26 protein-coding genes and 1 tRNA gene are annotated in these 25588 nt (G+C 51.3%); 20 read left to right on the top strand and 7 right to left on the bottom strand.

The window, feature by feature from the left end:
• Positions 1-19 precede the first annotated feature (19 nt).
• The 20 genes from radA to J7445_RS07010 all read left to right on the top strand — a co-directional run bounded on the left by radA (position 20) and on the right by J7445_RS07010 (position 18489).
• Entirely contained in the window at positions 20-1399 is a 1380-nt protein-coding gene (radA, locus tag J7445_RS07105) for a DNA repair protein RadA (protein ID WP_209282847.1), read from the top strand.
• A gap of 400 nt (positions 1400-1799) precedes the next feature.
• Positions 1800-2246, top strand: a complete 447-nt coding sequence (gene smpB, locus J7445_RS07100) for an SsrA-binding protein SmpB (protein ID WP_016687651.1) — start codon at positions 1800-1802, stop codon at positions 2244-2246.
• Between the two features lie 178 nt (positions 2247-2424).
• Positions 2425-2763: a LiaF transmembrane domain-containing protein gene (locus J7445_RS07095; protein WP_003740867.1), complete on the top strand. Its 339-nt coding sequence runs from the start codon at positions 2425-2427 to the stop codon at positions 2761-2763.
• 125 nt (positions 2764-2888) lie between these two features.
• Complete coding sequence (gene guaA, locus J7445_RS07090; protein WP_070539675.1) at positions 2889-4454, top strand: glutamine-hydrolyzing GMP synthase; 1566 nt, start codon at positions 2889-2891, stop codon at positions 4452-4454.
• Positions 4455-4789: 335 nt separating this feature from the next.
• Positions 4790-6376, top strand: coding sequence for an L-lactate permease (locus tag J7445_RS07085; protein ID WP_070656744.1), 1587 nt, complete (start codon positions 4790-4792; stop codon positions 6374-6376).
• A 131-nt stretch (positions 6377-6507) separates the two neighbouring features.
• Entirely contained in the window at positions 6508-7152 is a 645-nt protein-coding gene (gene hisH / locus J7445_RS07080; protein WP_209282846.1) for an imidazole glycerol phosphate synthase subunit HisH, read from the top strand.
• Between the two features lie 161 nt (positions 7153-7313).
• Entirely contained in the window at positions 7314-8051 is a 738-nt protein-coding gene (gene hisA, locus J7445_RS07075) for a 1-(5-phosphoribosyl)-5-[(5-phosphoribosylamino)methylideneamino]imidazole-4-carboxamide isomerase (RefSeq protein ID WP_209282845.1), read from the top strand.
• A 382-nt stretch (positions 8052-8433) separates the two neighbouring features.
• Positions 8434-8751 (top strand): multidrug transporter MatE, encoded by a 318-nt coding sequence (locus J7445_RS07070; RefSeq protein ID WP_209282844.1) that lies wholly within the window; start codon positions 8434-8436, stop codon positions 8749-8751.
• Positions 8752-8895: 144 nt separating this feature from the next.
• A complete protein-coding gene (gene hisF, locus J7445_RS07065; protein ID WP_003776869.1) occupies positions 8896-9663 on the top strand; it encodes an imidazole glycerol phosphate synthase subunit HisF in 768 nt (255 codons plus the stop codon).
• 124 nt (positions 9664-9787) lie between these two features.
• Positions 9788-10186 carry a phosphoribosyl-AMP cyclohydrolase gene (gene hisI / locus J7445_RS07060; RefSeq protein WP_154885398.1) on the top strand — a complete coding sequence of 133 codons (399 nt, stop codon included), beginning with the start codon at positions 9788-9790 and terminating at the stop codon, positions 10184-10186.
• 161 nt (positions 10187-10347) lie between these two features.
• Complete coding sequence (locus J7445_RS07055) at positions 10348-10671, top strand: phosphoribosyl-ATP diphosphatase (RefSeq protein ID WP_209282843.1); 324 nt, start codon at positions 10348-10350, stop codon at positions 10669-10671.
• A gap of 113 nt (positions 10672-10784) precedes the next feature.
• Positions 10785-11108 carry a histidine triad nucleotide-binding protein gene (locus J7445_RS07050; protein ID WP_003740880.1) on the top strand — a complete coding sequence of 108 codons (324 nt, stop codon included), beginning with the start codon at positions 10785-10787 and terminating at the stop codon, positions 11106-11108.
• A gap of 45 nt (positions 11109-11153) precedes the next feature.
• The gene (tatA, locus tag J7445_RS07045) at positions 11154-11348 is read left to right on the top strand and encodes a Sec-independent protein translocase subunit TatA (protein ID WP_003740881.1); all 195 of its coding nucleotides are present in this window, start codon (positions 11154-11156) and stop codon (positions 11346-11348) included.
• A 3-nt stretch (positions 11349-11351) separates the two neighbouring features.
• Positions 11352-12026 (top strand): Sec-independent protein translocase protein TatB, encoded by a 675-nt coding sequence (gene tatB / locus J7445_RS07040; protein WP_209282842.1) that lies wholly within the window; start codon positions 11352-11354, stop codon positions 12024-12026.
• Positions 12027-12034: 8 nt separating this feature from the next.
• Complete coding sequence (gene tatC / locus J7445_RS07035; protein WP_070656751.1) at positions 12035-12811, top strand: twin-arginine translocase subunit TatC; 777 nt, start codon at positions 12035-12037, stop codon at positions 12809-12811.
• A gap of 157 nt (positions 12812-12968) precedes the next feature.
• Positions 12969-13253 carry a PepSY domain-containing protein gene (locus J7445_RS07030; RefSeq protein WP_070656752.1) on the top strand — a complete coding sequence of 95 codons (285 nt, stop codon included), beginning with the start codon at positions 12969-12971 and terminating at the stop codon, positions 13251-13253.
• Between the two features lie 220 nt (positions 13254-13473).
• Positions 13474-15429: a Pycsar system effector family protein gene (locus tag J7445_RS07025; protein ID WP_209282841.1), complete on the top strand. Its 1956-nt coding sequence runs from the start codon at positions 13474-13476 to the stop codon at positions 15427-15429.
• 512 nt (positions 15430-15941) lie between these two features.
• Positions 15942-16595, top strand: a complete 654-nt coding sequence (locus J7445_RS07020; protein ID WP_070656754.1) for a cysteine hydrolase family protein — start codon at positions 15942-15944, stop codon at positions 16593-16595.
• 219 nt (positions 16596-16814) lie between these two features.
• A tRNA-Ile gene (locus tag J7445_RS07015) sits at positions 16815-16890 on the top strand.
• Between the two features lie 261 nt (positions 16891-17151).
• Positions 17152-18489 carry a sodium-dependent transporter gene (locus tag J7445_RS07010; protein ID WP_209282840.1) on the top strand — a complete coding sequence of 446 codons (1338 nt, stop codon included), beginning with the start codon at positions 17152-17154 and terminating at the stop codon, positions 18487-18489.
• 32 nt (positions 18490-18521) lie between these two features.
• Here J7445_RS07010 and J7445_RS07005 read toward each other — a convergent pair whose 3' ends face one another.
• The 7 genes from J7445_RS07005 to hemN all read right to left on the bottom strand — a co-directional run bounded on the left by J7445_RS07005 (position 18522) and on the right by hemN (position 25507).
• A complete protein-coding gene (locus J7445_RS07005) occupies positions 18522-19487 on the bottom strand; it encodes an IS30 family transposase (protein WP_209282839.1) in 966 nt (321 codons plus the stop codon).
• 204 nt (positions 19488-19691) lie between these two features.
• Positions 19692-20699, bottom strand: coding sequence for an FAD:protein FMN transferase (locus tag J7445_RS07000; RefSeq protein WP_209282838.1), 1008 nt, complete (start codon positions 20697-20699; stop codon positions 19692-19694).
• Between the two features lie 242 nt (positions 20700-20941).
• Positions 20942-22018: a peptide chain release factor 1 gene (gene prfA / locus J7445_RS06995; RefSeq protein ID WP_209282837.1), complete on the bottom strand. Its 1077-nt coding sequence runs from the start codon at positions 22016-22018 to the stop codon at positions 20942-20944.
• A 138-nt stretch (positions 22019-22156) separates the two neighbouring features.
• Positions 22157-22843, bottom strand: coding sequence for a methionine ABC transporter permease (locus J7445_RS06990; RefSeq protein ID WP_209282836.1), 687 nt, complete (start codon positions 22841-22843; stop codon positions 22157-22159).
• A gap of 1 nt (position 22844) precedes the next feature.
• Complete coding sequence (locus tag J7445_RS06985) at positions 22845-23582, bottom strand: methionine ABC transporter ATP-binding protein (RefSeq protein WP_049254510.1); 738 nt, start codon at positions 23580-23582, stop codon at positions 22845-22847.
• Between the two features lie 228 nt (positions 23583-23810).
• A complete protein-coding gene (locus J7445_RS06980; protein ID WP_019270508.1) occupies positions 23811-24011 on the bottom strand; it encodes a hypothetical protein in 201 nt (66 codons plus the stop codon).
• A 74-nt stretch (positions 24012-24085) separates the two neighbouring features.
• A complete protein-coding gene (hemN, locus tag J7445_RS06975) occupies positions 24086-25507 on the bottom strand; it encodes an oxygen-independent coproporphyrinogen III oxidase (RefSeq protein WP_209282835.1) in 1422 nt (473 codons plus the stop codon).
• Positions 25508-25588: the final 81 nt, after the last annotated feature.

Genomic DNA, 25588 nt, shown 5'->3' with positions numbered 1-25588 from the left:
ATCCCATAGGGAAAACATCATGGCAAAAGCCCCAAAAACCATCTACCAATGCACCGAATGCGGTGGCACCTCCCCGAAATGGCAGGGCAAATGCCCGCATTGCGGCGAGTGGAACACGCTTCAGGAAAGCCTTGCCGCGCCCGAACCGAAAAACGCCCGCTTCCAATCTTGGGCGGCGGATACCTCGACCGTCCAATTCCTCTCCGCCGTGACCGCCACCGAAGTGCCGCGCAATCCGACCGGCATGGGCGAACTCGACCGCGTATTGGGCGGCGGTTTGGTCGATGGTGCGGTCATCCTGCTCGGCGGCGACCCCGGCATCGGCAAATCCACGCTGCTGTTGCAAACCATCGCCAAAATGGCGCAAAGCCGCAAAGTGCTATACGTCTCCGGCGAAGAATCCGCCCAACAGGTCGCTCTGCGCGCGCAGCGTTTGGAATTGCCCACCGAAGGCGTAAACCTGCTTGCCGAAATCCGCATGGAAGCCATTCAAGCGGCGTTAAAACAGCATCAGCCCGAAGTCGTTGTCATTGACTCCATCCAAACCATGTATTCCGACCAAATCACTTCCGCCCCCGGCTCCGTGTCGCAGGTGCGCGAATGCGCCGCCCAACTGACGCGTATGGCGAAACAGATGGGCATCGCCATGATACTGGTCGGACACGTTACCAAAGACGGCGCGATTGCCGGCCCGCGCGTGCTGGAACACATGGTCGATACCGTGCTGTATTTCGAGGGAGACCAACATTCCAACTACCGCATGATCCGCGCCATCAAAAACCGCTTCGGCGCGGCAAACGAATTGGGCGTGTTCGCCATGACCGAAAACGGTTTGAAAGGTGTGTCCAATCCGTCCGCCATCTTCCTTGCCAGCTACCGCGACGACACGCCCGGCTCGTGCGTTTTGGTCACGCAGGAAGGCAGCCGCCCGCTTCTGGTCGAAATTCAGGCATTGGTCGATGACGCACACGGCTTTACCCCCAAACGCCTCACCGTCGGCCTCGAACAAAACCGCCTAGCCATGCTGCTCGCCGTCCTCAACCGTCACGGCGGCATCGCCTGTTTCGACCAAGACGTGTTCCTCAACGCCGTCGGCGGCGTCAAAATCGGCGAACCCGCCGCCGACCTCGCCGTCATCCTCGCCATGCTCTCCAGCTTCCGAAACCGTCCGCTGCCCGAAAAAATGGTCGCATTCGGCGAAATCGGCTTAAGCGGCGAAGTCCGTCCCGTCGCGCGCGGACAAGAGCGGCTTAAAGAAGCGGAAAAACTCGGCTTCAAACGCGCCATCGTCCCCAAAGCCAATATGCCGCGCAACGAAAAAGAGTTTCCGAATCTAAAAATCTTCGGTGTTTCCAGCCTTCAGGAAGCCATCGAAATCTGCCGCGATGCGGAAAATTGACAGACAGCAACATGAAAGGTCGTCTGAAATCCTATTGCCAGTTTCAGACGACCTTCATCGAGGAGAGCGTGTGGTACATTTGATATGCTTCTTGCGAAAATCAGTATGAAGCAAAATTTCAGCCTATTCTTTTGCCTTAATTTCAGCCTATTCTTTTGCCTTTAAGAAGAAGAGAAGGGCGATAGGTTGGGGATTTTTATTTCACCTTGCCATACTATACGAATGTGAGGTTAGGGTAGGCTGGTGTTTCCGATTTTAATTTGCCGTATAGAGCGGCATATGTTTAAAGATTGAAAAGCGGAAGAGGGTGGAAAATACAGTGGTTTGAGAAGCAGTTCGCACTACCTCCGCATCCTGTTAAAATACTCGGTCTGAAAAGACAGAAGACAAGAATAGAATTATGAGTATTGCCAATAATAAAAAAGCCTTTCACGACTTCTTTATCGAAGACCAGCTCGAAGCCGGTTTGGTATTGGAAGGTTGGGAAGTCAAAGCCATCCGCGCCGCGAGGGTGCAGTTGAAAGAAAGCTATATCTACTGGAAAAAAGACGCTTTTTATCTGGTCGGCTGCCATATTACCGCGCTGCCGACTGCCTCGACACACGTCAAACCCGACCCCGTCCGTCCGCGCAAGCTTTTGCTCAAGCAATCCGAAATCAACAAGCTCATCGGTAAAACCGAGCGCGCGGGTTATACCATCGTCCCATTGAACCTGCACTTCACACGCGGCAAAATCAAAATGGAAATCGGCTTGGCGAAGGGTAAAAAACAACACGATAAACGCCAAAGCCTGAAAGAAGCCGACTGGAAACGCGAAAAACAACGTTTGATGAAAAATGTACGCTGAGGCTGATAGCAGCTTGGATTGAACGCCGGACGCCGATGTTGCCGCAAACGTGTGCCAACCGTTTACACATCAAGCCCTATGTTTGCAAAAACATACCCAAGATTGCTTTCTTCAGGCTTTTCAGACGACCCCTGCGCCCCAATAATCAGGGTCGTCTGAAATTTTACGGAGTAACGCCATGTCTCGCTCTTCGCTTTTCCTGCCGCTGTTTTTGATTATCTTCGGTGCCGTTTGGTTTTTGAAAACGACGGACATCCTGCCCGCAACTTCGACTATCGTATCCGCCGGTATGGTGGTGGCGGGGATTGCGGTTTTGGTGATGGACGGTGTCAACAAGCAGTCTATCGTGTCCGGCCCGCTGCTGGTGTATATCGGCGCAGCGGTATATCTGCACAATCAATATTGGCTCGGCTATTCGCCGCTGGTTGCTTTGGGAATGATGGTGCTGGGCTGCCTGCTGCTGCTTTCGCGCAGCGACATGGTGCCTTATAAGCAGCATAAACAGCAAGATAACTAAGCCCCTCTCCCTGCAAAGGTCGTCTGAAAATGGTATAATCCGCCGTTTTCAGACGACCTGTTTTATTATCGGAATCCCGTTTGAAACAGTCAGACCGTTCCCTATCACTCTGCAAAGTTCCCGCCATGACCCAAGACAAAATCCTCATCCTCGACTTCGGTTCGCAAGTTACCCAGCTTATCGCCCGCCGCGTGCGCGAAGCTCATGTTTACTGCGAGCTGCATTCTTTCGACATGCCTTTGGAAGAAATCAAAGCCTTCAATCCGAAAGGCATCATCCTCTCCGGCGGCCCCAATTCCGTTTACGAATCTGACTATCAAGCCGATACCAGCATTTTCGATTTGGGCATTCCGGTTTTGGGCATCTGCTACGGAATGCAGTTTATGGCGCACCACTTGGGCGGCGAAGTTCAGCCCGGCAACCAGCGTGAATTCGGTTACGCGCAAGTCAAAACCATTGATAGCGAACTGACCCGCGATATTTTCGACGACGCGCCGAATACGCTGGACGTATGGATGAGCCACGGCGATAAAGTATCCAAACTGCCCAACGGCTTTGCCGTTATCGGCGATACCCCGTCATGCCCGATTGCCATGATGGAAAACGTCGAAAAACAATTCTACGGCATCCAATTCCACCCCGAAGTGACCCATACCAAACAAGGCCGCGCGCTGTTGAACCGCTTTGTCTTGGACATCTGCGGCGCGCAACCCAGCTGGACGATGCCGAACTACATCGAAGAAGCCGTTGCAAAAATCCGTGAACAAGTCGGCAGCGACGAAGTGATTTTGGGTCTGTCTGGCGGCGTGGATAGCTCCGTAGCCGCCGCGCTGATTCACCGCGCCATCGGCGACCAACTGACTTGCGTGTTCGTCGATCACGGCCTCTTGCGCTTAAACGAAGGCAAAATGGTGATGGATATGTTCGCCCGCAACTTGGGTGTGAAGGTGATTCATGTCGATGCCGAAGAGCAATTCATGGCGAAACTCGCCGGCGTTACCGACCCTGAGAAAAAACGCAAAATCATCGGCGCGGAATTTATCGAAGTATTTGATGCCGAAGAGAAAAAACTCACCAACGCCAAATGGCTGGCGCAAGGCACGATTTACCCCGACGTAATCGAATCCGCAGGCGCAAAAACCAAAAAAGCCCACGCCATCAAGTCGCACCACAACGTCGGCGGCCTGCCTGAAAACATGAAACTCAAGCTACTTGAGCCGTTGCGCGACTTGTTTAAAGACGAAGTGCGCGAGTTGGGCGTCGCTTTGGGCTTGCCGCGCGAAATGGTGTACCGCCATCCGTTCCCAGGCCCCGGTTTGGGTGTGCGCATCTTGGGCGAAGTGAAAAAAGAATACGCCGACTTATTGCGTCAAGCGGACGATATTTTCATCCAAGAATTGCGCAACACTACCGACGAAAACGGCACGTCTTGGTACGACCTGACCAGCCAAGCCTTCGCCGTGTTCCTGCCCGTGAAATCCGTCGGCGTAATGGGCGACGGGCGCACTTACGACTACGTCGTCGCACTGCGCGCAGTCATTACCAGCGACTTCATGACCGCACACTGGGCAGAGCTGCCGTACTCGCTGCTCGGCCGCGTGTCCAACCGCATCATCAACGAAGTCAAAGGCATCAACCGCGTGGTTTACGACGTAAGCGGCAAACCGCCCGCCACGATTGAGTGGGAATAAAAGTAGAGATATAAAAACCAAAAGGTCGTCTGAAATGGTTTCAGACGACCTTTTGGTTTTAAACGATAGTTTCTTTTTCCGTGTAATCAACACTCTGCCCTAGATCGGCTATATGCCGAAGCCAATTTGCAAACCCTGAAAACCTTGTCTGGTAGATGCCGAAGGTACATAAACCACTTGACCGATTACATCGGATTACGTAAAGTATGCGGCGTTCTTTTAAATTGGTATTACCAATTTATTTGATAATTACTCTCAGATTAAGGTTCGATATCTCTCTCGCTTCCGACATCATTAGAAAAATTGATAAACAACGCCGATTTTAAGGATTCACCATGGCACTATTCCTCAGCATTTTTCCCATCATCCTGCTGATTTGGCTGATGGTTAAGAAAAACAGCATGCCTTCCTACATTGCGCTGCCGATTACCGCCGCGCTGATTTACGCCATCAAGCTGTTTTATTTCAACGACGACGCTATGCTGCTCAACGCAACTGCAGCGTCCGGTCTGGTTTCCACACTGACGCCGATTACCGTGATTTTCGGTGCGATTATGTTCAACCGCATGATGGAAACCACCGGCTGTATCGACATTATCCGCAAATGGCTGGCGACCATCAGCCCAAACCCCGTGGCGCAGTTGATGATTATCGGTTGGGCGTTCGCCTTTATGATTGAGGGTGCATCCGGCTTCGGTACGCCTGCTGCGATTGCCGCCCCGATTCTGATGAGCTTGGGTTTCAATCCGTTGAAAGTGGCGATTTTTACGCTGGTCATGAACTCCGTACCCGTATCATTCGGCGCGGTGGGTACACCGACTTGGTTCGGTTTTGCGCCATTAAACCTGAGTCCCGAAAACATCTTGGCTATCGGCAGACAAACCGGCGTGATGCACTTCTTCGCAGGTTTCGTCATCCCCGTCATCGGCTTGAGCTTCATCGTACCTTGGTCTGAAATCCGTAAAAACTTGGGCTTCATCGGCATCGCCGTCTTCTCTTGTACCATTCCTTATGTTGCCTTGGCGATGGTTAACGAAGAATTCCCATCACTCGTTGCCGGCGCAATCGGCCTGATGGTGTCCGTATTCGCCGCCAACCACGGCTGGGGTTTGAGCAAAGACCATCCGAAAGACCCGAATGCCGAAAAAGTACCTTTCGCCCAAGTCGCCAAAGCACTTGCCCCTCTGGGTATGCTTATCGGTATGCTGGTGGTTACCCGTATCAAACAGCTCGGCATTAAAGGCCTACTGACCAGCAAAGAAGAATGGTTCAGCTTCCAACTGCCGTTTGATTTGAGCAAAATCACCGTCAGCGACTCTTTGACCATTACCTTCGGTAATATTTTCGGACAAGGCGTTAGTGCGTCTTACCAAACCCTCTACGTTCCTGCATGGATTCCGTTTGTCTTTACCGTTTGGATTTGTATCCTGCTTTATAAAACCAAATTCAAAGACGCCTGGGCTTTCTACGCTGCAACTTTCAACCAAACCAAAAAACCGCTGCTTGCCTTGATGGGCGCGCTGATTATGGTTCAACTGATGATGGTTGGCGGCGACAACTCCATGGTGAAAATCATCGGTAAAGAGTTTGCTGCGATGGCAGGCGAACACTGGGTTTACTTCTCCCCTTACCTTGGTGCTATCGGTGCATTCTTCTCCGGTTCGAACACTGTATCCAACCTGACATTCGGCCCGATTCAGCAACAAATCGCTATTGATACCGGCCTGTCCGTTACCCTCATCCTCGCCCTGCAATCCGTTGGCGGCGCAATGGGTAACATGGTCTGCATCAACAACATCATCGCCGTATGTACCGTACTGGACGTGAAAAACGCCGAAGGTGCGATTATCAAGAAAACCGTTATTCCGATGGCGATTTACGGTGTGATTGCTGTCGCCATAGCAGCTATTTTCTTCATGTAAGAACCTTATAAAGCAAAAGGTCGTCTGAAAAATGTTCAGACGACCTTTTTCTTTTGTCCTTCCGGTACGATGTTTTGTTACAATATTCATAACCATACCGATAAGCACAAGCTGCAAACCAAGGAGAAAACATGAAAACCGCTATTGTCGATTACGGCATGGGCAATCTGCATTCCGTCCTCAAATCCGTACAGGCCGCGCAAGCCTTGTCCGGCAAAGCTGCCGAAATTTACCTGACCGCCCGTCCTGAAGACATCCTTGCAGCCGACAAAATCATTTTCCCCGGTCAGGGCGCGATGCCCGACTGTATGGCTGCATTGCGGCAAAGCGGTTTGGGCGAAGCGCTGGAAGACGGCTTGAAAAACAAACCGTTTTTCGGCATCTGCGTCGGCGCGCAATTATTGTTCGAACACAGCGAAGAAGGCGACACTGCCGGGCTGGGCTGGTTTAAAGGCAGGGTCAAACGCTTTCCTGCCAATCAGACCGATGCAAATGGAGGTCGTCTGAAAGTGCCGCACATGGGCTGGAACACAGTACGCCAAGCCCGCCCGCACCCGCTGTTTAAAGACATCGGTCAAGAAACGCGCTTTTACTTTGTACACAGCTACTACTTCGCTCCCGAAGACCCCGAAACCGTCCTTGCTACCAGCGAATATCCTAACGAATTTGCCTGTATCGTCGGCAAAGACAATGTGTTCGCCACCCAGTTCCATACTGAAAAAAGCCACGACGCAGGATTGTTGCTGTTACGCAATTTCTTGGACTGGGCAGTTTGAAAAGGCTTACCCTTTGATTTCTAGGAATTAATCAGGTCGTCTGAAAAGAATTTTCAAGCGATTTTGATTAGGATTACGCATTACTGCCAACTTAAATTATTCAAATATGCTAAAACTCGATAATTTGTGTAAAATACACCCCGCATAAGGATAGGACTCCCATGCTGCTGATTCCCGCAATCGATTTAAAAGAAGGCCGCTGCGTGCGCCTGAAACAAGGTTTGATGGAGCAGGCGACGGTGTTTTCCGATTCGCCCGCCGAAACTGCGCTGCATTGGTTCAAGCAAGGCGCGCGCCGTTTGCATTTGGTGGACTTAAACGGCGCATTTGCCGGCGTTCCGCAAAACTTTCCCGCTATCAAGGACATCCTCGCTGCTGTTGCCAAAGACATTCCCGTGCAACTGGGCGGCGGGATACGCGACTTGGAAACCATTGAAAAATATTTAGATTTGGGACTGAACGACGTCATTATCGGTACGGCGGCGGTGAAAAATCCCGACTTCGTGCGCGAGGCGTGCAAATCGTTTCCCGGGCAGATTATCGTCGGACTGGATGCCAAAGACGGCATGGTGGCGATAGACGGCTGGGCGACGGTAACCGAGCATCATGTGATTGATTTGGCAAAACGTTTTGAGGACGATGGCGTCAACAGCATCATCTACACCGACATTGGCCGAGACGGCATGATGAGCGGCGTGAACATCGACGCAACCGTCAAATTGGCGCAAACCGTCGCCATTCCGGTTATCGCGTCGGGCGGGTTGACCAATTTGGATGACATCCGCGCCTTGTGTGCCGTTGAGAAACACGGCGTGGCGGGTGCGATTACCGGTCGCGCGATTTACGAGGGCAGTATTGATTTTGCCCAAGCGCAGCAGTTGGCGGATTCGCTGGCGTAAGTTGGTGTAGCGAAACTCGCTGCGCTCGTTTTAGCGAAACTCACTGCGTTCGTTTTGGCGAAATTCTTTACACTCATTTTAGCGAAACTCACTGCGTTCGTTTTCAGACGACCTTATTTAAAACAACCATCAAGGTCGTCTGAAATGACCAAACGTTTTCTTACTCACTTGTCCCGCTGTTTTAAAACAAGATAGCGGGGCGAAGATACAAAATAATCGGTTGAACCCGTTTGCTTTCATTGTTGCCCTATCTGTATAGACTGGGCAAAAGACGGGTTCGTCCATTTTTTCTTCACAATAAAAGGCGGCTGACCGCCGAATATTGCTTGGGACTCACCATCTCACACTTAATTGTTTTATTTACTTTTTTAAGGGGTATTTCATGTTTGAAGCATTTATTTTGGGCTTTTGGATTATCTGGTCGTCCGGTCGCAACGTGCGCGCCGTCAGCGAAGGTTTGGGATTTACCATCATCGCCATCCTCGTACGCCAGCTTTCCGCGTTCGATTTGCCGATGATCGACACCTATTGGATGGTGTTTAACGGCGCATTGTGGGCATTTGCCAGCGCAGTGTTTTATATCGTCGGACGCTTCAGCGGCAACTTTATGACTTCCTGCGTATTCGCCGCCATTGCGGGCGTCGGCTATTTCCAACTGCTCCAACACCTGCCCAAATGGGTTCACAACTGGCTGGCGTAACACCTGCCTTGCCGGTATCAACGATTTAAAAGGTCGTCTGAAACGGATTATCCGTTTGGGTGAAATCCGTTGTATAGGTTTTAGCGAAACCCGCTTCGCTCACTTTCAGACGACCTCATTCCTAGGTTTGGAAAGGCATTCAAAATGGCACTGGCAAAACGCATCATCCCCTGTCTCGACGTTAAAGACGGCCGCGTCGTCAAAGGCGTAAACTTCCTTGGTTTGCGCGATGCGGGCAATCCTGTCGATGTCGCCAAACGCTACAACGACGAAGGTGCAGACGAGCTGACCTTCCTCGACATCACAGCCTCCTCCGACAACCGCGACACCATTTTGCACGTCATCGAAGACGTTGCCTCACAGGTTTTCATTCCGCTGACCGTCGGCGGCGGTGTACGCACCGTCGCCGACATCCGCCGCCTGCTCAATGCCGGCGCGGATAAAGCCAGCATCAACACCGCCGCCGTCACCAATCCCGATTTAGTCAACGAAGCCGCCGGATTTTTCGGCTCGCAAGCCATCGTCGTCGCCGTCGATGCCAAAGCCGTCAATCCCGAAAACACCCGCTGGGAAATCTTCACCCACGGCGGGCGCACACCGACGGGCTTGGACGCAGTCGAATGGGCGGTTGAAATGCAGCGGCGCGGTGCGGGCGAAATCCTGCTTACGAGTATGGACAGAGACGGCACGAAACAAGGCTTCAACCTGCCGCTGACCCGCGCAGTCAGCGAAGCGGTCGATATTCCCGTCATCGCTTCCGGCGGCGTCGGCAATGTTCAGCATCTGATTGACGGCATCAAAGAAGGCAAAGCAGATGCCGTGCTTGCCGCCAGTATTTTCCACTTCGGCGAAGTCAGTATCCGCGATGCGAAGCTCGCCATGCGCGAAGCCGGAATCGAAGTGCGCCTGTAAGTTGAACTTGATTGACTCAAGGTCGTCTGAAAACGAGTGCAGTAAGTTTCGCCAAAACGAGTGAAGCGAATTTCGCTAAAGCAAGTATCACGAGTTTCGCCAACGTAAAATAAGGATGCCGAATATGGATAACAGCCTGCTCGAAGCCGTCAAATTCGATGAAAAAGGCTTGGTCTGCGCCATCGCCCAAGACCGGCAGACCCGCCGCGTGCTGATGGTTGCATGGATGAACGCCGAGGCGCTGCAAAAAACGGTAGAAACCGGCTTTGCCCACTATTACAGCCGTTCGCGCCAAAAACAATGGATGAAAGGCGAAGAATCGGGGCATACGCAAAAGGTTTACGAATTACGCCTAGACTGCGACGGCGACGCCATCGTAATGCTGATAGACCAAAACGGTGGCATCGCCTGCCATACGGGGCGTGAAAGCTGTTTCTACAAAGTTTGGAAAGACGGCGAATGGCAGACGGTTGATGCCGTATTGAAAGACGAAGAAGCCATTTATGGGCATACGCATCCTTAGAGGTCGTCTGAAAACGAGCGAAGCGAGTTTCGCTAAAACGAGCGCAACGAGTTTCGCTCAAAAATCGGGTTGATGATTGTCTGTTGTCAAAACACTCACCCGAAACTTGGCAAACCTATGCCTTATCCGAATAGCCCTTATCCTTCAAAGCCGAAAATCCCATGACCGACACCATCCTCTCCCAAATCCAAAACACCATCGACTCCCGCAAAGACGGCGATCCTGAAGCTTCCTACGTTGCCCAGCTTCTGCACAAAGGCGAAGACAAAATCCTTAAAAAAGTCATCGAAGAAGCGGGCGAAGTCCTGATGGCGTCGAAAGACGGCGGCGGCGAACACCTCGTTTACGAAGTTGCCGACTTATGGTTTCACACCATGGTTCTCTTGGCGCACCACGGTTTGCGTGCCGAAGATGTCGTCAACGAGCTTGCGCGCCGTCAAGGTTTATCGGGCTTGGCGGAAAAAGCCTCTCGCAAAGAGTCTTGAATTTATATTACAATCCGACCTTATTCGTTTTTCTGCCGTCTGTTTGACGAAACGCGCTTCATTCGTTTTAGCGAAACGCGCTGCGCTCGTTTTCAGACGACCTCGGAGCCATTATGGACAACTGTATTTTCTGTAAAATCGCCGCCAAAGACATTCCGGCGCAAACCGTGTACGAAGACGACGAGATGTTGTGCTTCAAAGACATCCGTCCCGCTGCGCCGGTTCATCTGCTGCTGATTCCGAAAGTCCATTTCGACTCGCTGGCACACGCCGCGCCCGAACATCAAACCCTCTTGGGCAAAATGATGTTGAAAGTCCCTCAAATCGCTGAAGCGGCAGGTTTGACTGACGGCTTCAAAACCCTTATCAACACAGGTAAAGGCGGCGGACAGGAAGTGTTCCACCTGCATATCCACATCATGGGTACGCCTGCATAAACCAACATTCCCACCATCCATTTTCAACTATATCAAGGATTTATTATGGGTAGCTTCTCTCTGTGGCACTGGATTATCGTATTAATCATCGTCGTTTTGGTTTTCGGTACCAAAAAACTGCGCAACGTCGGCAAAGACCTCGGCGGTGCCGTGCATGACTTCAAACAAGGTCTGAACGAAGGTACTGACGCCAAAAAAGACGAAGTCATCGAACACAAAAAAGACGAAGACAAAGCATAATCTATGTTTGATTTCGGTTTGGGCGAGCTGCTTTTAGTCGGCATCGTCGCCCTGATTGTACTTGGCCCCGAGCGTCTGCCTGAAGCCGCCCGCACTGCCGGACGGCTCATCGGCAAGCTGCAACGCCTCGTCAGCAGCGTCAAGCAGGAATTCAATACCCAAGTCGAATTGGAAGAGCTGCGCAAAGCCAAACAGGAATTTGAAGCCGCCGCCGCACAAGTACGCGACAGCCTCAAAGAAACCGGTACGGATATGCAGGACAACCTGCACGACATTTCCGACGGACTCAAACCGTGGGAACGCCTGCCGGCGCAACGCACGCCTGCCGATTTCGGTTTGGATGAACACGGCAACCCGCTTCCTTCATTAAGCGCGGAAGTTTCAGACGACCCGTCTATTTCCACGTCGTCTGAAAACGCTACGGAGCAAGCAGGCAATCCGACGAATGCCGTCGAAACCGACACGCCTGCGGAATCCGAACAAGACCGCGCATGGCGCGAATACCTGACCGGCGGCTCCGCTCCGGTATCCAATGCCGTAGAAGTCAGCTATATCGACACTTCCGCAGACGCGCCCGTGCTGCATATCACTTCCCTCAAAAAACAAGCGATGAACCGCAAGCGCGACCTGCGCCCGAAATTTCATGCCAAACCCAAACTTCGCGTCCGTAAAAAGTGAGTAAACCGGTGTCCGAACCTCAAAACGAACAACCCGTCCAACCTCTTATCGAACACCTTATCGAGCTGCGCCGCCGCCTGATGTGGATTGTCATCGGCATCGTCGTCTGCTTTCTCGGCATGATGCCGTTTGCCCAGCAGCTTTACACCTTTGTTGCCGAACCATTGATGGTGAATCTTCCCAAAGACACCAGCATGATTGCCACCGATGTCATCGCGCCGTTTTTCGTACCGGTGAAAGTAACGCTGATGGCGGCATTCCTCGTTTCCCTGCCGCACACGCTCTACCAAATCTGGGCATTCGTCGCGCCCGCCCTCTACCAAAACGAAAAACGCCTGATTACCCCGCTCGTCCTCTCCAGCGTCAGCCTGTTTTTTGTCGGCATGGCGTTTGCCTACTACCTCGTTTTCCCCGTCATCTTTAAATTCCTTGCGGGCATCACCCCCGTCGGCGTCAACATGGCGACCGACATAGACAAATATCTGTCCTTTATTTTGGGTATGTTCGTCGCATTCGGCACGACTTTCGAAGTTCCCGTCGTTGTCGTTCTGCTTGCCAAAATCGGCATCGTAACCACCGAACAACTCAAAAACGCACGCCCCTACGTCATTGTCGGCGCATTCGTCATTGCCGCCATCATTACACCGCCGGACGTGATTTCCCAAACCCTGCTTGCCGTCCCGCTTATCTTGCTTTACGAAGCAGGCATCTGGTGCAGCCGCTTTATCAAATCCAAATCGGACAAAACCGACGAACACCCGCCCCTTCCGCCCGCAGAAACTTAAATACAGCCTGTAATGGAGAGCGTAAATGTTAAAAGGTCGTCTGAACCGTTTCAGACGACCTTTACTACGTTTAACGAAGTGCTAAATGACTGCTAATTTTGCCGTGTTTAAATACACCCATCAAAACCCCAGTGACACATTTCGAAAGGAAGTAACCATGAAAAAAATCTTATTGACCGCTATCGTCGCTTTGTCTGCTGCTACTGCCGGTGCCAGCGATTACATCGAACACCAAATTTACAGCGACAGAAATTTTGAACAAAACCGTGCCAAAGCCATCAGAATGCTTGAGCAACGCGGCTATCGCGTTCACGACATCGACGCCGACGACTATCGCGGCAGACCTGTACTGGACGTAGAAGCTTACAAAGGCGGACGCGAATACGACATCAAATTGTCTTACCCCGACTTGAGAATCATCAAAGAGCGTATCGACTACTGATAAACGATGCGTTACAACTGCCGCAAACTGCCCGTTTGGCGGCAGTTTTTGTTGAAGGGGAACTTGGATTGCCGACTTCATCATTACAAACATGATTATCCCAAGAAGTGTAATGTTTTTATCGATAATGTATGACGTTGTGTAAATTCCCCGAATCAGAGGAACTAAAAAACGCTTTTTCCTTTCCATTTAAATTGATTTACTCAAACGGAGGATAAACATGGATTTCCACGATAAAAATAAAAAAGGGCAAGAGCCGCAAAATACGGTTTCTAACTGGGAGAAACCTTTCGAACGCCCCGACCCCGATGCGCCGCAGCCTGTTTCCGAAGTTTGGGAAGACTCAGAAGAAGTGTTTGATAAAGCTAAAGAAACCTTAAAAACTGAAGAAGCTGTAAACATTGAAGAAGCCGTGAAAGCTGAAGAAACTTTAAAAGTTGAAGAAGCTTCGGAGTCTGAAACGGCAGACCATCAACAAGGCGACAATGCCGAAGAGGCCGTGACGGATAACATCATCTTTGAAGGCGTTGAGACGTCGTCTGAAAAGCCCAAAAAGAAAAAGAAAGACAAAAAAGACAAGGCGAAGAAGAAAAACCAAGCCGCTGCTTTGCCGCCTTCCGATCTTTTGGGTACGAACAAAGGCGTGGAGACCATGTTCCGCAATGCCGTCCGCTCAGAGATGGAGTTGCTTGCGCTGGCGGCGACCAAGGCGAACATTATGATTTCGCTGAATGGTTTTATCGTGTCTGCGCTGATGATTTCGGGCGCGTTTATTTTCTCATCGTCGCCCGAATTTCTGATTCCGGCGAGTACTTTTATGATTACCGCCGCCGCGTCCATCGTGTTCGCGCTGCTGTCCGCTTCGCCCGAACGTATCGGCAAAATGCAGGCAGCTCGTACTTGGGTTAAGGATTTATTCCGCGGCCGCGCCAAACTGCGTGATTTGAAAACCCGCCTCAGCAGCACCCAAACGCGCTTTTTCAGCGGCAGCCAGCCCAATATCCTGATTTACGAAGACCGTGTGAAGGTGCAAAAAGAGCAATATTGGGAAATGATGCAGGAGATTATGGGCGACCGTAAACAAGTCTATCAAAAGATGAGCGATCATCTTTACTGGCTGGGCTTGCTGGCGGATAAACAGTTCAAATACATCAACTTGTCCTATGCCGTATTCCGTTGGGGGCTTTTGGCTTCGCTGGCGGCGTTTATCGGCGTGAAGACGCTGCCTTCCCTTTTGACTAAGCCTGCCAACAATGCGGCAGAGTTGCGTGCCTTGGGCATTAATATGTTCAACGGCGTATACGAGCCATCTGCCGTGCAACAGCTTCCCGACGGCAAACTGCTGATTGCCGAAGACGAACCGAACCACGCATTCAGCATCGTCAGCATCGATCCGTCCGGCAGATTTATCGAAGACGAAGCCTTGGATACACGCGTGATTACCGGCTTCAAACGCCGCCTGAGCGACTTGGAAGCATTGGCGCGCGACGATGAAGGCTTTATCTACGCGCTCACTTCGCACTCGCGCACCCGCAAAGGCAACCGTTCGCCCGACCGCGAACACCTGATGCGCTTTAAAATCCAAGACGGCAATGTATTGGGGCTGACCAGCTACGACAATCTGACGCAGGTTTTGGAAACTGATAAGAAACTGCACGACCTTATCCGCGAACGCACCAAAGCCGAAGTTGCCTTTGAAGAAATCAATATCGAAGGTATGGCATTCGACCCTGTGAAGAAACGCCTCGTCTTGGGCTTCCGCGATCCTGAGTTCAACAATATGGCTTTGGTGGCATTCATCAGCAATCCGAAAGACGTGTTCGAGCGCAACGCCAAACCTGAGTTTGACGAGGTCGCCATTCTCGACATCGACGGCGGCGGTATCCGTTCGCTCAACTACGACCCGGTGTTGAAAAGCTACGTCATCGCCAACGAAGTGAAGGATGAAAACGGTCAGAAATTCTCGCAACTGTGGACTTGGAGCGGCAACCCGACCGACGAGCCGCAAAAAATCTCGCTGCCCAACCTGCAACACATTACCAACGTCGAAGCCGTCGATTCGATTACGGTCAACGGCAAGCCGCAGATGATTCTGATGGGCGACGAAGGCAACGCTTCGCAGAAAATTACCGCCAAGTACATGGTGGTGGATTACAGCCAGTTTGGCAAACAGTAGTTTTAAAGCTGTTTTGAGGTCGTCTGAAACCGAGGTTTAAGGTTTCAGACGACCTTTTTATATTTGTGGCTTTGGGATGTTGGGTGGAGGTGGAGTGATTGCCGTTTGTCCTATACTTTTTAATTATTTTTAGCAAGATGCTTCGTTAATTCATGTCGAAAAATTCGACTTAAGTCAGAAAAATAACCGCATTTTTCTTTTTTTGTTGCTTTTGGGTCAATATTAAACTTAAGGTAAAAGTTGAGGAGGAGACAATAATGAGGATTAAAACAAAAATAAATTTCAAACATTTATGCCTATTGAGTTGATATTTATTGTGATATTTTTGAGAGTGAATTCTACGGAATAGATATATACGGAATAAATTGTTACTAATTGTTAAATATTCCTGGTGATTTGCCGATTATCCTGATATTATACCGTTCATCATAAATATACCGATTATCTTCGATAAGAACCATTTATCGAGAAAACTATTTCCAGATTTATCTGTTTTTTTGTGGAGTCACATCATGACGACTGTTGCTATTGATATTCAACCTCAATTCCGCTTTACCTGCATGGCAGCCAATGCCAACCATTTCCTGCATCAACCGGAAAACATGGTTAAAGAATTAAACCGTCAGGCAGCTATCGCAGATAAGCGTATTTTGGTCGAGAACGTCAATATTGATCCGGAGAGTATTTGCGCCGCAGTCGTTAAACGCAACGGAATTATGTTTGCGCGGGAAAGTGGCTATTTTAGCCAGTGTGCAGGTGGTTGCCGTGGTGCAAATTTGCTGGATGGTTTGCCGGCATCTGCTGATTATGATCATGTAATCGAATTAGGCGGGGAGAATGGTTTTGGCGCATGCTTCCATGATGATAATGAAGCCCGCAGTACCGGTTTGATTGAATGGCTTTATGCACAAAAAGCCGATACCGTCATTATCGGTGGTTTGGCAACGGAAGAAGCAATCAGCCGTACCGCCGAACAATTACTGTGGTACAACGACAGCCTGCACATTATCGTCAATCTTGCCGCCTGTCACGGTTATGCACCTGAAAGCACTATTCAGGCTGTCTATAAAATGCGTAAATCCGGTATCTCTGTTGTCAGCAACGCTGAAGAGATTCCCGAACAAATGCTCCGTTATGCTAACGAAGCTTGGTTTAAAGTGTCGTAACCTCTTGCTATCACTCCCAGCTGCAAGAGTTTTTCAGGTCGCTTTTAGCGGCCTGTTTTTTGGGTTATATGGTATGAATGAGAAAAGGTCGTCTGAAAGTGTAATTTTTGTTTTCAGACGACTTGAGGCAAGGTGTTTATGGATAAAATATACGGCGATAAAAGCCAAGCGGTCCTTGTCTCTGTAATATTTTATGATACAATATACCCTTTCTCTTGAGGGTCTGTAGCTCAGGGGTTAGAGCAGGGGACTCATAATCCCTTGGTCGTGGGTTCGAAACCCACCGGACCCACCAAATATCGAAGCCTGGACAAATGTCCAGGCTTTTTCTTTTGTGCTTTTTATCATGGTAGTGTTTGTTTGAAATAAAATATCAAAATTACCTATTTTTTGTATTTATGTTTATTCAAAAAACAAAATCTCAGATTTTTTATTCAATATTGTCTTTTTAAGCGCACCTTATGTGCGAAATTTTGAAGCAGGCCATTATGGCTGTGCTATATGCGGTTACGCTTTGCTACAATGCGGTTTCTTCACATTTCTTAATACAATAATCATGAATCATTCGGTTTCTTGGTCGTCCAAACTTGGTTTTGTGCTAGCTGCGGCAGGTTCGGCAATCGGCTTGGGCGCAATTTGGAAATTTCCGTACACCGCGGGGACAAACGGTGGGGCGGTGTTTTTCCTGCTGTTTTTGCTTTTTACGATTTTGGTGGCATTACCCGTACAGCTTGCCGAGTTTTATATCGGCAGGACGGGCGGTAAAAATGCCATCGATTCTTTCAAGACCCTGCGCCCGGGTTCGCAATGGCCGTGGGTGGGGCGTATGGGGGTGGCAGCCTGCTTTATCTTGCTGTCTTTTTACAGTGTCGTCGGTGGCTGGGTGTTGAACTACGTTGTCCATAGCTTTACCGGAGAAATCCATGCGGGTGCGGATTTTGAGGCATTATTCGGTGCGACCATTTCCAGTCCTGTAGGGTCGTTGTTTTATCAAGGGCTGTTCATGCTGATTACCATTTGGGTGGTTCAAGGCGGTGTGTCCGACGGGATTGAAAAAGCAAACCGTTACCTGATGCCGGGCCTGTTCATCCTGTTTATTGTTTTGGCTGTCCGTTCACTGACGCTGCCCGGGGCGATGGAAGGAGTATCTTTCCTGCTGAAACCCGACTGGTCGCATTTGAAGCCGCAAACCATGCTTACGGCTTTGGGTCAGGCATTTTTTGCGTTAAGTATCGGCGTGTCTGCGATGATTACTTATGCGTCTTATTTGGGTAAAGACCAAGATATGTTCCGTTCAGGCAATATTATTATGTGGATGAACCTTTTGGTTTCTCTGCTGGCTGGGCTGGTTATTTTTCCGGCGGTATTTGCTTTCGGCTTCGAACCGAGCCAGGGGCCGGGTTTGATCTTCGTTGTTTTGCCTGCCGTGTTCATGAAAATGCCGTTGGGGCAGATTTTGTTTGCCGTCTTTATGCTGTTGGTGGTGTTTGCGACGCTGACTTCGGCCTTTTCGATGTTGGAAACCGTGATTGCCGCTACGATTCGTCAGGATGAGCGTAAACGCAGCCGCCATACTTGGTTGATTGGTACGGCAATTTTTATTGTCGGTATTCCCTCCGCCTTGTCTTTCGGCGTTTGGGGTGAGTTTAAAATCTTCGGAAAAACCGTTTTCGATTTGTGGGACTACCTGATTTCGGCAGTCATTATGCCGATTGGCGCATTGAGCGTTGCCGTGTTTACTGCGTGGGTTCAGAATAGGGAATCCGTATTGGCGAATGCCGGAGCAGGCAGCAGCGTTCCCCAAACCATTATCCGTCTTTGGCTGATGGTGTTGCGCTATGTCGCACCTTTGGCGATTGTTGTTGTATTTATCAATTCTCTAGGCTTGATTTAAAAACTGCTTGGATTCGGATTTCAAGTGCAACACTAGTGTATCAGTGGTTTGAACAGATTCAAGAATAAAACACTTGGCGTTTCGTAGCCAAGTGTTTTTCTTGGCCGGTGGTTCAACTCATCTTGAACCCTGCGTATCTCCCGATCGCTGATGTTTCGGAAATCGGTTTGTTTGGGGAAATATTGGCGGATGAGTCCGTTGGTGTTCTCATTCAGCCCTTTCTCCCAAGAATGGTAGGGGCGGCAAAAATAGGTTTTCGCCTTCAATGCTTCGGCTATTTTGGTGTGTTGGTAAAATTCTTTACCGTTATCCATGGTAATGGTGTGGACTCTGGCTTTATATGCCTTTAATACCCTAATGGCCGCCCGGGCAGTGTCTTCGGCCTTTAAGTTATCCAATTTGCAGATGATGGTGTAGCGGGTAGTGCGTTCGACCAAGGTCAATAACGCGCTTTTCTGATTTTTGCCGACGATGGTGTCGGCCTCCCAATCGCCGATGCGGGTTTTCTGGTCGACGATAGCAGGTCGGTTTTCTATGCCGACGCGGTCGGGCACTTTGCCTCTGGTCCATGTGCTGCCGTAGCGTTTGCGGTAGGGTTTGCTGCATATTCTGAGATGTTGCCACAAAGTGCCGCCGTTGCTTTTGTCTTGGCGAAGGTAGCGGTAAACGGTGCTGTGATGGAGTGTGATCCCGTGGTGTTTATGCAGGTAGGCGCATACTTGTTCGGGACTGAGTTTGCGGCGGATAAGGGTGTCGATGTGTTGAACCAGCTGCGAATCGAGTTTATAGGGTTTTCGCCGGTGCTGTTTGGTCAGCCGGCTTTGCTTCTGTGCTTTTTCGGCGCTGTATTGCTGTCCTTGGATGCAGTGCCGCTTGATTTCGCGGCTGATGGTGCTTTTGTGGCGGTTGAGCTGTTTGGCGATTTCGGCGATGGTGCAGTGGCGGGACAGGTATTGGATATGGTATCGTTCGTCTTGGGTCAGTTGTGTGTAGCTCATGGCAATCTTTCTTGCAGGAAAGGCCGTATGCTACCGCATACTGGCCTTTTTCTGTTAGGGAAAGTTGCACTTCAAATGCGAATCCGCCCTGTCCTGAAATGGCAAAGGTCGTCTGAAAATCTTGGTTCGAGGTTTTCAGACGACCTTTTTACTTTTAAGTTTTGTTGTATTCGGGAGAAACTGCTTTTTTGCCAAATACCACGTTCAGGCTAGGGTTTCGATGCGGTTGTCGGGCATGACCAGCCAGACTTTTGCCTGTTTGGAGCGTGCGGCGGTGCGGATGGCGGCTTCATCCATGATGGAGAACGCGGTGGAGAAGGCATCGGCAACGGCAGCGGTTGGCGCCATGACGCTGACGCTGCGGTAGCGCGGTGTGGCAGTGCCGGTGCGCGGGTCGAAGAGGTGGGTGAACTTGCCGGCCTCGTCCATTACGGTACCGTAGCCGCCTGAGGTGGCGAAGGCTTGGTTTTGCATGGGGAGGGTCAGGAGGGTGGATTCTTCGTTTTGGGGATTGCGGATGCCGACGTTCCATGTGCGTTGGTTGTCGGTGTCGAAGCCGCGGATTTCGCCCATATCGACGAGGGCCTGGCGGATGCCGTGTTGTTGCAGCAGGGCGGTGATTTTGTCGGTGATGTAGCCTTGGGCGATGCCGTTGAGGGATAAGCCCATGCCTTTTTGTTCGAAGAGGATGGCTTTTTGGTCGAAGACGACGTGTTTGAAGCCGACGAGTTTGAGGGTGCGCAGGATGTCCGATTCGGACGGAGCGGTTTCGGCACGCGGGTTGCGGCGGAAATGGTCTGCGTAAAGGTTCCACAACACTTGGACGGTAGGATCGAATGCGCCGTCTGTTAAGGCGTGGATGTCGCGGCAGATGCTCAACAGGGCGAGGAAATCGGGCGGCGGGTTGTTCAGACGACCTTCTTTGTTCAGTCGGTTGATCAGGCTGTCTTCGCGGTAGAGGCTGAAGATTTTTTCGAGGCGGGCGACTTCGGCGAGAACTTTGTTGACCAGGATTTCAGCTTCTTTGCGGTCAACACCGAAGAGGCGGAGTTCGGCACCGGAACCCAGCGCAATGCCTTTCCAGATAACGGGTTCGCCGGTGGCTGGTAACGGGGCAGGGCGGTTGCGGTTCAGGAGGAAGGGCGCGGCCGCTCCGGCGGCGGTTAGGGCGGCGATGGCGAAAAAACGGCGGCGGGTGAGCGGGGTGTTCATGGGTTGGGATGGGTCGTCTGAAAAATGAAGCGGGGGGAATTGAGTGGAAGTCGGTTTGGCTGAGTTTGTGTGTGAGGGTGTAGGGCAGGCGTTTCAGGCGTGCCGTCATTTCCGCATAGGATTTTTATGATTACGAAAATGACGGCGGGTGACGGCTGAGGCTTGATTTACGTTTTGGCAGAACTTGTTTTCTTGCCATCAAGCCTGCCTTCACACTCTGAAACCAAGCATCAACCGTCCCATTAATCACCCATTGCCGCCAGTAGCTCTGCCTGATGTTCGGCAATCAGGGCATTAGTAATTTCTTCCAAGTCGCCGTCCATCACAAAATCCAGCTTGTGCAGGGTGAGGTTGATGCGGTGGTCGGTCACGCGGCCTTGGGGGTAGTTGTAGGTGCGGATGCGCTCGCTGCGGTCGCCGCTGCCGATAAGGGATTTGCGTTCGGCGGCTTCTTTGGCTTGGGCTTCACGTTTTTGTGCATCGTTCAGGCGGGCGGCGAGGACTTTCATTGCCTGCGCCTTGTTTGCGTGTTGGCTGCGGCCGTCTTGGCACTCGACCACCATGCCGGTGGGCAGGTGGGTGATGCGGACGGCGGAGTCGGTTTTGTTGATGTGCTGACCGCCCGCGCCGGATGCACGGAAGGTGTCGATGCGCAGGTCGGCGGGGTTCAACTCGATGTCTTCCAGTTCGTCCGCTTCAGGCATGACGGCGACGGTGCAGGCGGAAGTGTGGATACGGCCTTGGCTTTCGGTGGCGGGGACGCGCTGCACGCGGTGGCCGCCCGATTCAAATTTCAGACGACTGTACGCACCCAAACCGACGATGCGTGCGATGACTTCTTTATAGCCGCCCAACTCGCTTTCGTTGGCAGAAACGATTTCGACCTGCCAGCGGTTGCGTTCGGCGTAGCGGCTGTACATGCGCAGCAAATCGCCTGCAAACAGCGCGGCTTCGTCGCCGCCCGTTCCGGCGCGCACTTCGATGAAGATGTTTTTGTCGTCGTCGGCATCTTTGGGTAGCAGCAGTTTTTGCAGTTCGGTATCGAGCATGTCGATTTTGGCTTTCGCCGCTTCGATTTCTTCGGCGGCAAAGTCTTTCATTTCGGGGTCGGACAGCATTTCTTCGGCATCCGCCAAGTCGCTTTGCGCCAGTTGATAGTTTTGGAACACTTCGACGACAGGCGTCAATTCGGCATGTTCGCGCGTGAGCTTGCGGTAGTTGTCCATATCGGACGTGGCTTCAGGCTGTCCGAGAAGGTGGGTTACTTCTTCCAGTCGGTCGCTGAGTTGTTGTAGTTTTTCTAAGATAGACGGCTTCATAATTCTTCCATAACAAATGCCGTCGGGAGTCGTCCGCGACGGCGTGAGGAGGCGTTATTATAATGGGTTTGGTTGGAAATTCAAAAGGATATGACTGAAAAGGTCGTCTGAAAACTTTTCAGACGACCTTTTGATGGTTTAACGTTTGTCCAATTTCCGCGCCAACGCGTTGCCGATGCTTTGAATCAGGATAACGAGCAGCACGAGGATGGCGACGATGAAGATGATGACTTCGGTTTGGTAGCGGTAGTAGCCGTAGCGGATGGCGAGGTCGCCCAAGCCGCCGCCGCCTATCATGCCTGCCGCCGCGCTGTATGAGAGCAGACCGATGGCGAGGACGGTGATGCTGGAAACCATGCCCGCGCGCGCTTCGTTCAAGAGGACTTTACGGACGATGGCAAGCGGCGATGCTCCCATGGCGGTGGCGGCTTCAATCACACCTTTGGGGACTTCGCGCAGGTTTTGTTCCACCAGTCGGGCGAAGTAAAACAGGCCGGACACGCTCAATACCAGCGAGGCGGCAATCGGACCAATGGTGCTGCCGACAATGGCGCGGGTGGCGGGTATCATGGCAATCATCAGGATGACGAAGGGGAAGGCGCGCATCAGGTTGACTAAGTTGTCGAGCAGGAAATTTACCGGCTTGTTGTAATGCAGCTGGCGGCTGGAAGTCACGAAAAGCAATACGCCCAGCAGGGTGCCGAAGATGACGGCAAACGTGGTGGACAGCCCGACCATGACGAAGGTTTCGCCCAAGGCGCGGACGATTTCGTCTTTCATGCCGACGATGGTGGAAACGGCTTGTTCGAATGTTAAGTCTGCCATATCAGTCCTCCCGAATCAGTTCGCGCCCGATTTCGGATTGGGCGTGGATTTGGTTGCCGCGTACTTCGACGATTTCCACCACTTTTCCTTTATCCAAAAGGGCAGCGCGGTCGCACAAGCGGCGGATGACGCTCATTTCGTGGGTTACGATGACGATGGTGACGTTGAAGCGCTTGTTGATGTCTTCCAAACATTCCAAGACGCTGCGCGTGGTAGCGGGGTCGAGGGCGGAAGTGGGTTCGTCGGCGAGGATGACTTGGGGTTTGGGCGCGAGCGCGCGGGCGATGCCGACGCGCTGTTTCTGACCGCCGGAAAGCTGGGCGGGGTAGTGGTCGGCGCGTTCGGTCAGACCGACGATTTCAAGGCATTCTTTAACGCGTTCTTTGATTTTTTCAGACGGCCATCCGGCGATTTCCAAAGGAAAGGCAACATTGTCGGCGACGGTGCGGTTGCTCAAAAGATTAAACTGCTGAAACACCATGCCGATATTCTGCCGCGCCTGACGTAATGCGGCGGCATCAAGCGCGGTCAGCTCTTGTCCGCACACATTGACCTTGCCGCTGTCGGGACGTTCCAACAGGTTAATCAGGCGCAACAGGGTGGATTTGCCCGCGCCGGAATAGCCCATCAGACCGAAGATTTCGCCGTCTTGGATTTCGAGGCTGGTCGGCTCGACGGCGGCAAAACGGGTTTTGTCGCGCGTTTGGTAATGTTTGGAAACGTTGTCCAAAATAATCATAAATACTTCCTGATACTTCCGGAAAAAAAAGAAGCCCGATGCTGTACACAACGGGCTTGGATATAAAGAAAGGAATAAAAACAGCAGAAAATGAAAATACGCTTTAGCTGTTTATGCCCGCAAGCTGTGTCAAATCGGCAATGTTAACTCAGATATGACTATAATCAAAATCGGTAACTTTGTCAAGTTTTGATATGATTTGTAATTTTAAAATAATAAATTGTCAGCTTATTTGCCGAAAAGCTCCGCCACCATGCGTGCTTCTTCCTCGGTATAAGCCGCGCCGTTGAGCTTCGCAGTCAGGATAAATTCGCCGCTTAACCCTTGTTCGGCGCAGGTTTCGCGCCAACCTTGAAGTCGTTCTTCATCGCTGGCTTTTCGTTTCAGACGACCTATAGTTTGAGCGGCCTGTTTGGTTTGTTCGTTCATTAGCGTTTCTTAACAAAGTAGAACAAAGGGCAAAGGTCGTCTGAAAATTTTCAGACGACCTTTACTATTCCTGTTTATACCGTTTGCGAATATTGGGCTTTGGTTTCCCTATGGCGCAGATGGTAGTCAAAGACCATGGCGATGTTTCGTATCAGGAAGCGGCCTTTAGGGGTAACGGCCAGCCCGTGCGGTTTCAAGCGGACGAGTCCGAGGGAGGCGAGTTGTTCCAAGTCGGCAAGTTCGTCTTTGAAATAGAGGTTGAACGGAATACCGAACACGCTTTCGTAGATTTGGTAATCCAAGGCGAAGCGGCACATCAAATCTTGGATGATATTGCGGCGCAAGAGGTCGTCCTGATTGAGCTGGTAGCCGCGCATGATGGGCAGGTGTCCTGCATCGAGTGCGGCGTAGTAGGCGTCGATGTCGCGTTCGTTTTGGGAATAAGTGCTGCCGATTTTACCGATGGAAGACACGCCGATGGCGACCAAATCGCAGTCCGCATAGGTTGAGTAACCTTGGAAGTTGCGCTGGAGGAAGCCTTCTTTAAGGGCGATGGAGAGTTCGTCATCGGGTTTGGCGAAGTGGTCCATACCGATGAAGACATAGCCGCGGCGGGTCAGGGTTTGGACGCAGTATTGCAGCATGTCCAACTTTTCTTCGCTGCCGGGGACGGCGTCGGTGTCGATGCGGCGTTGCGGTTTGAAAATATGCGGCAGGTGGGCGTAGTGGTAGAGGGCGAGGCGGTCGGGGTCGAGCGACAATACGGTGTCGATGGTGGTTTTGATGCTTTCGGCGGTTTGGTGCGGCAGACCGTAAATCAAATCGACGCTGACGGATTTGAACCCTGCTTCGCGGGCGGCATCAATGACTTCTTTGGTTTCTTCGTAGCTTTGGATGCGGTTGACGGCGGCCTGTACTTTCGGATCGAAATCTTGGATGCCGACGCTCATGCGGTTGAAGCCGAGTTTGCCGAGCATGAGTACGGTATCGCGGCTGACTTTGCGCGGGTCGATTTCGATGGAGTATTCGCCGCCGGGGATAAGTTGGAAATGTTTGCGGATCATGCGGAATACGCGTTCGATTTGGTCGTCGCTCAAAAAGGTCGGCGTACCGCCGCCGAAGTGCAGTTGTGCGAGCTGATGCCGTCCGCCCAGATGCGGGGCAAGCAGCTCCATTTCTTTTTCGAGATATTCGATATAGGCATCGGCACGGCTTTTGTCTTTGGTGATGATTTTATTGCAGCCGCAGTAGTAGCAGATGGTATTGCAGAAGGGGATATGGATATAAAGCGAAAGGGGCTTGTTCAAAGCCCCCATACTGCGCTGATTCAAGGCATTGATATATTCTGCTTCGCGAAATCCGTCATGAAAACGGTCGGCTGTGGGGTAGGAAGTATAGCGCGGACCACTGGAAGGAAGAGTGGAGATGAGTTCGCGGTCAAACTCAGGCTTGTCATTGTTTCTATTGTGATTATTTTGTATTGGTATTACTTTCATGGCGTGTGCGTAGTTTTAGAGTAATGATGTTAGTCAATCTTCAGATAGTTTGGTAGAATGCCACAGTATGATAAACCTGTC

This window comes from Neisseria sicca (assembly GCF_017753665.1).
GTDB lineage: Bacteria > Pseudomonadota > Gammaproteobacteria > Burkholderiales > Neisseriaceae > Neisseria > Neisseria flava.
The sequence above is the reverse complement of the archived record's forward strand: the minus strand, read 5'-3'. Positions and strand labels throughout refer to the sequence as shown.

Coding starts and splice junctions, on each gene's coding strand:
- guaA (WP_070539675.1), top strand. CDS start 2,889: ATGACCCAAGACAAAATCCTCATCCTCGACTTCGGTTCGCAAGTTACC.
- J7445_RS07095 (WP_003740867.1), top strand. CDS start 2,425: ATGTCTCGCTCTTCGCTTTTCCTGCCGCTGTTTTTGATTATCTTCGGT.
- tatA (WP_003740881.1), top strand. CDS start 11,154: ATGGGTAGCTTCTCTCTGTGGCACTGGATTATCGTATTAATCATCGTC.
- J7445_RS07010 (WP_209282840.1), top strand. CDS start 17,152: ATGAATCATTCGGTTTCTTGGTCGTCCAAACTTGGTTTTGTGCTAGCT.
- J7445_RS07020 (WP_070656754.1), top strand. CDS start 15,942: ATGACGACTGTTGCTATTGATATTCAACCTCAATTCCGCTTTACCTGC.
- tatB (WP_209282842.1), top strand. CDS start 11,352: ATGTTTGATTTCGGTTTGGGCGAGCTGCTTTTAGTCGGCATCGTCGCC.
- J7445_RS06985 (WP_049254510.1), bottom strand. CDS start 23,582: ATGATTATTTTGGACAACGTTTCCAAACATTACCAAACGCGCGACAAA.
- prfA (WP_209282837.1), bottom strand. CDS start 22,018: ATGAAGCCGTCTATCTTAGAAAAACTACAACAACTCAGCGACCGACTG.
- J7445_RS06990 (WP_209282836.1), bottom strand. CDS start 22,843: ATGGCAGACTTAACATTCGAACAAGCCGTTTCCACCATCGTCGGCATG.
- J7445_RS07000 (WP_209282838.1), bottom strand. CDS start 20,699: ATGAACACCCCGCTCACCCGCCGCCGTTTTTTCGCCATCGCCGCCCTA.
- J7445_RS07070 (WP_209282844.1), top strand. CDS start 8,434: ATGTTTGAAGCATTTATTTTGGGCTTTTGGATTATCTGGTCGTCCGGT.
- hisI (WP_154885398.1), top strand. CDS start 9,788: ATGGATAACAGCCTGCTCGAAGCCGTCAAATTCGATGAAAAAGGCTTG.
- radA (WP_209282847.1), top strand. CDS start 20: ATGGCAAAAGCCCCAAAAACCATCTACCAATGCACCGAATGCGGTGGC.
- J7445_RS07025 (WP_209282841.1), top strand. CDS start 13,474: ATGGATTTCCACGATAAAAATAAAAAAGGGCAAGAGCCGCAAAATACG.
- hisH (WP_209282846.1), top strand. CDS start 6,508: ATGAAAACCGCTATTGTCGATTACGGCATGGGCAATCTGCATTCCGTC.
- hisF (WP_003776869.1), top strand. CDS start 8,896: ATGGCACTGGCAAAACGCATCATCCCCTGTCTCGACGTTAAAGACGGC.
- J7445_RS06980 (WP_019270508.1), bottom strand. CDS start 24,011: ATGAACGAACAAACCAAACAGGCCGCTCAAACTATAGGTCGTCTGAAA.
- hisA (WP_209282845.1), top strand. CDS start 7,314: ATGCTGCTGATTCCCGCAATCGATTTAAAAGAAGGCCGCTGCGTGCGC.
- smpB (WP_016687651.1), top strand. CDS start 1,800: ATGAGTATTGCCAATAATAAAAAAGCCTTTCACGACTTCTTTATCGAA.
- hemN (WP_209282835.1), bottom strand. CDS start 25,507: ATGAAAGTAATACCAATACAAAATAATCACAATAGAAACAATGACAAG.
- J7445_RS07030 (WP_070656752.1), top strand. CDS start 12,969: ATGAAAAAAATCTTATTGACCGCTATCGTCGCTTTGTCTGCTGCTACT.
- J7445_RS07085 (WP_070656744.1), top strand. CDS start 4,790: ATGGCACTATTCCTCAGCATTTTTCCCATCATCCTGCTGATTTGGCTG.
- J7445_RS07050 (WP_003740880.1), top strand. CDS start 10,785: ATGGACAACTGTATTTTCTGTAAAATCGCCGCCAAAGACATTCCGGCG.
- J7445_RS07005 (WP_209282839.1), bottom strand. CDS start 19,487: ATGAGCTACACACAACTGACCCAAGACGAACGATACCATATCCAATAC.
- J7445_RS07055 (WP_209282843.1), top strand. CDS start 10,348: ATGACCGACACCATCCTCTCCCAAATCCAAAACACCATCGACTCCCGC.